Annotated in this window: 6 protein-coding genes; 5 read left to right on the top strand and 1 reads right to left on the bottom strand. The window is 68.0% G+C overall.

The window, feature by feature from the left end; translation table 11 throughout:
- Window positions 1-3,261: DUF3683 domain-containing protein (locus BGO22_RS16125; protein ID WP_286851725.1), on the bottom strand; the 3,261-nt coding region annotated here is incomplete at its 3' end.
- Window positions 3,262-3,439: 178 nt separating this feature from the next.
- On the opposite strand from BGO22_RS16125, the gene ugpB reads away from it, so the two are divergent.
- The 5 genes from ugpB to ugpQ all read left to right on the top strand — a co-directional run.
- Window positions 3,440-4,759, top strand: coding sequence for a sn-glycerol-3-phosphate ABC transporter substrate-binding protein UgpB (gene ugpB, locus BGO22_RS16120; protein WP_070399095.1), 1,320 nt, complete (start codon window positions 3,440-3,442; stop codon window positions 4,757-4,759).
- A 105-nt stretch (window positions 4,760-4,864) separates the two neighbouring features.
- Window positions 4,865-5,746 (top strand): sn-glycerol-3-phosphate ABC transporter permease UgpA, encoded by an 882-nt coding sequence (gene ugpA / locus BGO22_RS16115; protein WP_070399096.1) that lies wholly within the window; start codon window positions 4,865-4,867, stop codon window positions 5,744-5,746.
- A gap of 13 nt (window positions 5,747-5,759) precedes the next feature.
- Window positions 5,760-6,614, top strand: coding sequence for a sn-glycerol-3-phosphate ABC transporter permease UgpE (gene ugpE, locus BGO22_RS16110; RefSeq protein WP_070399232.1), 855 nt, complete (start codon window positions 5,760-5,762; stop codon window positions 6,612-6,614).
- An 11-nt stretch (window positions 6,615-6,625) separates the two neighbouring features.
- Window positions 6,626-7,636 carry a sn-glycerol-3-phosphate import ATP-binding protein UgpC gene (locus tag BGO22_RS16105; protein WP_070399097.1) on the top strand — a complete coding sequence of 337 codons (1,011 nt, stop codon included), beginning with the start codon at window positions 6,626-6,628 and terminating at the stop codon, window positions 7,634-7,636.
- Between the two features lie 2 nt (window positions 7,637-7,638).
- Window positions 7,639-8,230: glycerophosphodiester phosphodiesterase (ugpQ, locus tag BGO22_RS16100; RefSeq protein ID WP_502686475.1), on the top strand; the 592-nt coding region annotated here is incomplete at its 3' end.

Here is an 8,230-nt window from a genome sequence, read left to right as displayed (position 1 = left end):
GCGGTTGTCGGTGATGATCTTCTCGGCCTTGTCGAACTGGCCCGAGCCGCGCTGCGGGTAGCCGCAGCACAGGTAGCCGGGCGGCAGCACGGTCTGCACGCCGGCGTGCCAGAGCATGGCCTGGGTGGCCAGGCCGACCTGGCTGAACAGGCGCTCCGAGCCGCAACCGGGGAAGTAGAAGACCGCTTCGGTCTCGGCCGTGGTGCCCTGCGGGTTGCGGATGATGGGAACGTAGTCCTTGTCTTCGATGTCCAGCAGCGCGCGCGCGGTCTTCTTGGGCAGGCCGCCCGGCATCTTCTTGTTGATGAAGTGGATGACCTGCTCTTTGATGGGCGCCGGGCCCAGGGTAGCCGGCGGCGCGCTGGTCTGCTTGCGCGCCACGCGCTTGAGCAACTGGTTGGCCAGGCGCTGCGCCTTGAAGCCCACGCCGACCATGGCCGTGCGCATGAGCTTGATGGTCTCGGGCTGGGTGGCATTGAGGAAGAACATGGCCGCCGCGTTGCCGGGACGGAAGCTCTTCTGGCCCATCTTGCGCAAGAGGTTGCGCATGTTCATGGTGACGTCGCCGAAGTCGATTTTCACCGGGCAGGGCGTGAGGCACTTGTGGCAGACCGTGCAGTGGTCGGCCACGTCCTCGAACTCCTGCCAGTGCTGGATGCTCACGCCGCGGCGCGTCTGCTCTTCGTAGAGGAACGCCTCGATCAGCAGCGAGGTGGCCAGGATCTTGTTGCGCGGGCTGTAGAGCAGGTTGGCGCGAGGCACGTGGGTGGCGCAGACCGGCTTGCACTTGCCGCAGCGCAGGCAGTCCTTCACCGAATCGGCGATGGCGCCGATGTCGCTCTGCTGCATGATGAGCGACTCGTGTCCCATGAGGCCGAAGCTGGGCGTATAGGCGCGCGAGAGGTCGGCGGTGTGGGCGCCGTCCATGGCGCCGCGCAGCAGCTTGCCCTTGTTGAAGCGGCCCTCGGGGTCCACCTTGGCCTTGTAGTCGGCGAACGGCTGGAGCTCCTCGTCGGTGAGGTACTCCAGCTTGGTGATACCGATGCCGTGCTCACCCGAGATCACGCCGTCCAGGCCGCGCGCGAGCACCATGATGCGGTCCACCGCCTCGTGCGCGGTCTGCAGCATCTCGTAGTCGTCGCTGTTCACCGGGATGTTGGTGTGCACGTTGCCGTCGCCCGCGTGCATGTGCAGGGCCACCCACACGCGGCCCTTGAGCACGCGCTTGTGGATGGCGTTGCACTCGGCCAGCAGCGGGCCGAAGGCGGCGCCGGCGAACAGCTGCTGCAGCGGCGCGCGGATCTGGGTTTTCCAGCTCGCGCGCAGGCTGTGGTCCTGCAGCTGCGGGAACAGGCGGTCCACGTCCTGCAGCCAGCCGCCCCAGAGGGCGCGCACCTCGCGCACCAGGGCCAGGGCCTGCTGCACGCGGTCTTCCATCAGTTCGGCGGTGGGGATCTCGCTGGCGTCGTCGCCCTTGCCCAGGGGCAGGTTCCCGCGCTGGAAGAAGGCCTCCAGCTCGTCGGCCAGCCGGATCTTGTTGCGCAGCGAGAGCTCGATGTTGATGCGCTCGATGCCCTCGGTGTACTCGCCCATGCGCGGCAGCGGGATCACCACGTCTTCGTTGATCTTGAAGGCGTTGGTGTGTTTGCTGATGGCGGCCGTGCGCTTGCGGTCGAGCCAGAACTTCTTGCGCGCCTCGGGGCTGATGGCGGTGAAACCCTCGCCGTGGCGCGTATTGGCGATGCGGATGACCTCGCTGGTGGCGCGCGCCACCGCGTCCGGGTCGTCGCCCACGATGTCACCGATCAGCACCATCTTGGGCAGGCCACCGTTGCCCTTCTTGCTCTTGGTGGCGTAGCCGACCGCCTTCAGGTAGCGGTCGTCCAGATGCTCCAGGCCGGCCAGGACCACGCCCGAGCGCTTCTGCTCGGCGAACATGAAGTCCTTGATCTCGACGATGCTGGGCACGGCGTCCTTGGGGTTGCCGAAGAACTCCAGGCACACGGTGCGGGTGTGCTCGGGCATGCGGTGCACGATCCAGCGCGCGCTGGTGATCAGGCCGTCGCAGCCCTCTTTCTGGATGCCCGGCAGGCCCGAGAGGAACTTGTCGGTGACGTCCTTGCCCAGGCCTTCCTTGCGGAAAGTCTTGCCCGGGATGGCCAGGGTTTCGGTGCGGCGCGGGGTCTTGCCGTCGGGCGCGAAGTAGCGCAACTCGAAAGTGGCGACCTCGGCGTCGTGGATCTTGCCGCGGTTGTGGTCCAGGCGGGTCACCTCCAGCCACTCGGCCTGGGGCGTGACCATGCGCCAGCTGACCAGGTTGTCCAGCGCCGTGCCCCACAGCACGGCCTTCTTGCCGCCCGCGTTCATGGCCACGTTGCCGCCGATGCACGAGGCCTCGGCGCTGGTGGGGTCGACCGCGAACACGTGGCCGGCGCGCTCGGCCGCGTCGGCCACGCGCTGCGTGACCACGCCGGCCTCGGTCCAGATGGTGGGCAGCGGCTCGTCGTGCCCGGGCACCTTGACCCATTCCACCTCGGTCATGGCCTCGAGCTTCTCGGTGTTGATGACCGCGCTCTTCCAGGTCAGCGGGATGGCGCCGCCGGTGTAGCCGGTGCCGCCCCCGCGCGGAATGATGGTCAGGCCCAGTTCGATGCAGCCCTGCACCAGGCCGGCCATTTCGGCCTCGGTGTCGGGCGTGAGCACCACGAAGGGGTATTCCACCCGCCAGTCGGTGGCGTCGGTGACGTGCGAGACGCGCGACAGGCCGTCGAACTTGATGTTGTCCCGGGCCGTGAGCCGGCCCAGGGCCTTCTGGGCGCGCTGGCGCAGGGCCGCGACCTCGTCAAAAGAGCGGGCGAAGGCCTCGACGGCGGCGCGGGCGGCCACCAGCAGCTCGCCCACCAGGGCGTCGCGGGCCGGGTCGTCCTGGGGCGTGCGGCGCTTCTGCACCTCGGCCAGGCGGTGGTTCAGGGCGTCGACCAGCTGCCCGCGGCGCTTGGCGCTGGACAGCAGGTCGTCCTGCAGGTAGGGGTTGCGCTGCACGACCCAGATGTCACCCAGCACCTCGTACAGCATGCGGGCCGAACGGCCAGTGTGGCGCTCGCCGCGCAGCTGGTCCAGCAGCGACCAGGAGCGCTCGCCCAGCAGCCGGATCACGATCTCGCGATCCGAGAAGGAGGTGTAGTTGTAAGGAATCTCCCGCAAGCGGGGGGTATCGTCCGTGGCGGTGGCGAGCAACGTGAGCGGGGTGGGAGCGTTCATGGGGCACCCGGCACCGTCATAGGGCACCGAGGCGGGGATGGTATCGCAGCGCAACATCCCATCCCTTCCTTATGGAAACCCCCCGTTGTCATACCCGGGCAACACCTGTGCAATCGATCCGTCACACCAGACCGATAGCCTGCGGCTTCCGCAGCATCCCCTACCCGAGGAGCCTTTCATGAAAAACCGATTCCTGCCCCTGGCCGGTGCCGTCGCCCTGGCCGCCACCCTTGCCGGCCCCGCCCACGCCCAGACCGAGATCCAGTGGTGGCATTCCATGGGTGGCGCCCTGGGCGAATGGGTCAACGACCTGGCCAAGGACTTCAACGCCAGCCAGACCCAGTACAAGATCGTGCCCACCTTCAAGGGCAGCTACGACGAGTCCATGACCGCCGCCATCGCGGCCTTCCGGGCCGGCAACGCCCCGCACATCCTGCAGGTCTTCGAGGTCGGCACCGCCACCATGATGGCCAGCCGCCAGGCCATCGTGCCCGTGGGCGAGGTGATGAAGAAGGCCGGCGTGACCTTCAACCCGGACGCCTACGTGCCCGCCGTGGCCGGCTACTACACCGCGCCCAACGGCCAGATGCTGAGCTTCCCTTTCAACAGCTCGACCACCGTCTTCCACTACAACAAGGACGCCTTCAAGGCCGCCGGCCTGGACCCGGACAAGCCGCCCAAGACCTGGCCCGAGGTGGCCCTGGCGGCCGGCAAGCTCAAGGCCTCGGGCCACAAATGCCCCTTCACCACCAGCTGGGTGAGCTGGACCCAGCTGGAGAGCTTCTCGGCCTGGCACAACACCGAGTTCGCCACCCTGGGCAACGGCATGCGCGGCCTCAACACCCGCCTAAGCTTCAACAGCCCGCTGCACGTGCGCCACATCGAAAACCTGGCCAACATGGCCAAGACCGGCCTGTTCGTCTACAAGGGCCGCGGCAACGCCGCCGACGCCACCTTCGTCTCGGGCGAGTGCGCCATGGTGACCGGCTCCTCGGCGCTGTACGGCAACGTCAAGCGCAACGCCAAGTTCACCGGCGGCATCAGCACCCTGCCCTACTACCCCGACGTGGCCGGCGCGCCCCAGAACACCGTCATCGGCGGCGCCAGCCTGTGGGTGATGTCGGGCAAGAAGGAGGCCGAGTACAAGGGCGTGGCCCAGTTCTTCGCCTTCCTGTCCAAACCCGAGGAAGCCGCCAAGAGCCACCAGCGCACCGGCTACCTGCCGGTGACCAAGGCGGCCTACGAGCTCACCGAGAAGTCGGGCTTCTACAAGCAGAACCCGGGCACCGACGTGTCGGTGGAGCAGATGATCCGCAAGACCACCGACAAGTCGCGCGGCATCCGCCTGGGCAACTTCGTGCAAATCCGCACCATCAACGACGAGGAACTCGAACAGGTCTGGGCCGGCCGCAAGGCGCCCAAGCAGGCCCTGGACGACGCCGTCAAGCGCGGCAATGAGCTGCTGATCCGCTTCGAAGCCGCCAACAAGGGCAAGTGATGGCCCGCCGGGCGCCCCAGGCGCCCTGCCCGCCCCGCACCGGCGCGACCCGGGCGGGGCGGTTTTTGTTGTAGCGTCGCCCCTCCCCAAGTCCGCGAAACCCCCATGGAAAAACGCGTCCGGTTCCGATCCGCCTGGCTGCCCTGGCTGCTGGTGGCCCCGCAAATGGCGGTGGTGCTGGTGTTCTTCTTCTGGCCCGCCGCCCAGGCGCTCTACCAGAGCGTGCTTCAGCAGGACGCCTTTGGCATCTCCACCGAGTACGTGGGCCTGGCCAACTTCCAGCGCCTGTTCGACGACCCGGGCTACCTGGCCTCGTTCAAGGTCACGGCCCTGTTCTCGGCGATGGTGGCCGGCTTCGGCCTGGTGATCGCCCTGCTGTTGGCCGTGATGGCCAACCGCGTGCTGCGCGGCGCCTCGGTCTACAAGACGCTGCTGATCTGGCCCTACGCCGTGGCGCCGGTGGTGGCCGGCGTGCTGTGGCTGTTCATGTTCGCCTCGCCCTACGGCGTGGTGGCCCACGCGCTGCGCTGGCTGGGCATGGACTGGAACCACCTGCTCAACGCCGACCACGCCCTGGCCCTGATCGTGATGGCCGCTGTGTGGAAGCAGATCTCCTACAACTTCCTGTTCTTCCTGGCCGGCCTGCAGTCCATCCCGCAGTCGCTGATCGAGGCCGCCACCATCGACGGCGCCTCGCCCTGGCGGCGCTTCTGGACCATCGTCTTTCCCCTGCTGTCGCCCACCACCTTCTTCCTGCTGGTGATCAACGTCGTCTACGCCTTCTTCGACACCTTCGCCATCGTGGACGCCACCACGCACGGCGGCCCGGGCAAGGACACGGCGATCCTGGTCTACAAGGTCTACTACGACGGCTTCAAGGCCCTGGACATGGGGGGCTCGGCGGCGCAGTCGGTGATCCTCATGGGCATCGTCATCGCGCTGACGGTGCTGCAGTTCCGCTTCGTCGAGAAGAAAGTCCAATACTGAGGAGCCGGCCATGATGATCGAACGACGCCCCGTCCTCACCGCCGTCTCGCACCTGATCCTGCTGATCGGCGTGCTGGTGGTGGCCTTTCCGGTCTACATCACCTTCGTCGGCTCCACCCAGACGGCCGAGCAGATCGCCAGCAGCAACCCGCTGTCGCTGGTGCCCGGCAGCCACTTCCTGGAAACCTACCGGCTCGCGCTGTTCGGCGGCAAGACCTACAGCGGCTCCACCATCGCGCCGGTGGCGCCCATGCTGTGGGTCAGCTTCGTCTGCGCCATGGTCATCGCCATCGGCAAGATCGCGATCTCGCTGCTCTCGGCCTTCGCCATCGTCTACTTCCGCTTTCCGGCGCGCGGCCTGGTGTTCTGGATGATCTTCGTCACCCTGATGCTGCCGGTGGAGGTGCGCATCGGCCCCACCTACGAGGTGGTGTCGGACCTGGGCATGCTCAACAGCTACGCCGGCCTCACGGTGCCGCTGATCGCCTCGGCCACCGCCACCTTCCTGTTCCGCCAGTTCTTCCTCACCGTGCCCGACGAGCTGGTGGAGGCCGCGCGCATGGACGGCGCCGGGCCCATGCGCTTCTTCTGGGACGTGCTGCTGCCGCTGTCGCGCACCAGCATCGCGGCGCTGTTCGTCATCCAGTTCATCTATGGCTGGAACCAGTACCTCTGGCCGCTGCTGGTGACCACCAGCGAGGACATGTACCCCGTGGTGCTGGGCATCAAGCGCGCCATCTTCGGCGAGGTCTACGTGGAGTGGAACGTGGTCATGGCCACGGCCATCCTGGCGATGCTGCCGCCGGCCATCGTGGTCATGCTCATGCAGAAATGGTTCGTCAAGGGCCTGGTCGACACCGAGAAATAAAGAGACGCTCCATGGCAACGCTGCAATTCAAGAACGTCATCAAGCAATACCGCCAGGGCAAGCAGTCCCTGCAGGTGATCCACGGCGTGAGCGCCGACATCGCCGACGGCGAGTTCATCGTCATCGTCGGCCCCTCGGGCTGCGGCAAGAGCACGCTGCTGCGCATGGTCGCCGGCCTGGAGGAGGTCACGGGCGGCGAGATCTGCATCGGCCCGCGCGTGGTCAACGAACTGGAGCCGGCCGAGCGCGACATCGCCATGGTGTTCCAGAACTACGCGCTCTACCCGCACATGAGCGTGTTCGACAACATGGCCTACGGCCTGAAGATCGCCAAGGTGCCCAAGGACGAGATCAAGGCGCGCGTGGACAAGGCCGCGAAGATCCTCGAGCTGGGCCATCTGCTGGAGCGCAAGCCGCGCCAGCTCTCGGGCGGGCAGCGCCAGCGCGTGGCCATGGGCCGCGCCATCGTGCGCCAGCCGCAGGTCTTCCTGTTCGACGAACCCCTGTCCAACCTGGACGCCAAGCTGCGCGCGCAGACGCGCATCGAGATCCAGAAGCTGCACCGCGAGCTGGGCATCACCAGCCTGTTCGTCACGCACGACCAGGTCGAGGCCATGACGCTGGCGCAGCGCATGATCGTGATGAACGCCGGCCACATGGAGCAGTTCGGCACGCCGGAAGAGGTCTACAACCGCCCGGCCACCACCTTCGTGGCCAGCTTCATCGGCTCGCCGCCCATGAACCTGCTCAAGCAGGCCCCGGGCGGGCGCGAAGGCCGCCTCCTGGGCATCCGCCCCGAGCACCTGGACATCGGCCCCGAGGGCTGGGCGCTGCAGGTGGAGACGGTGGAGCTGCTGGGCGCCGAGCGCCTGGTGCACTGCCGCCTGGGCGAGGAAGCGGTGATCATCCGCACGCACGAGGACGAAGGCGCGCCGGCCGTGGGCAGCACCATCCACGCCCGCCCGCGCGAGGACCGGCTGCACTGGTTCGACGCGGCCTCCGGCCAGCGGGTCGAGGTCTGAGCGTGGCCACCCCCTGGCCCTACCCGCGCTGGATCGCGCACCGCGGCGCCGGCAAGCTGGCGCCGGAAAACACCCTGGCCGCCTTTCGCCTGGGCGCGGCGCACGGCTACCGCATGTATGAGTGCGACGCCAAGCTCAGCGCCGACGGCGTGGTCTTCCTGCTGCACGACGCCACGCTGGAGCGCACCACCAACGGCCACGGCGTGGCCGGCGAGCGCCCCTGGAGCGAGCTGAGCCGGCTCGACGCCGGTGGCTGGCACTCGCGCGCCTTCGCGGGGGAGCCACCCTGCACGCTGGAGGCCCTGGCGCGACACTGCCAGGCGCAGCGGCACTGGCTCAACATCGAAATCAAGCCCACGCCCGGGCTGGAGCTGGCCACCGGCCGCGCCGTGGCCGCCGAGGCGCGGCGCCTGTGGACCGCCCAGCCGGGCGATCCGCCGCTGCTGACCTCCTTCCGTCCCGAATCGCTGCAGGGCGCTCGGGAAACGGCCCCCGAGCTGCCGCGCGGCCTGCTGCTGGACACCCCCTGGGACGGCTGGCAGCGGGTGGCGCGCGAGCTGGGCTGCGTGGCCCTGGTGTGCAACCACGCCCTGT

Origin of the sequence: Hydrogenophaga sp. 70-12 (assembly GCF_001897365.1) — a bacterium.
Lineage (GTDB): Bacteria > Pseudomonadota > Gammaproteobacteria > Burkholderiales > Burkholderiaceae_C > Hydrogenophaga > Hydrogenophaga borbori.
Note: the sequence above shows the minus strand (reverse complement) of the source record. Positions and strands in the feature narration are given on the sequence as shown.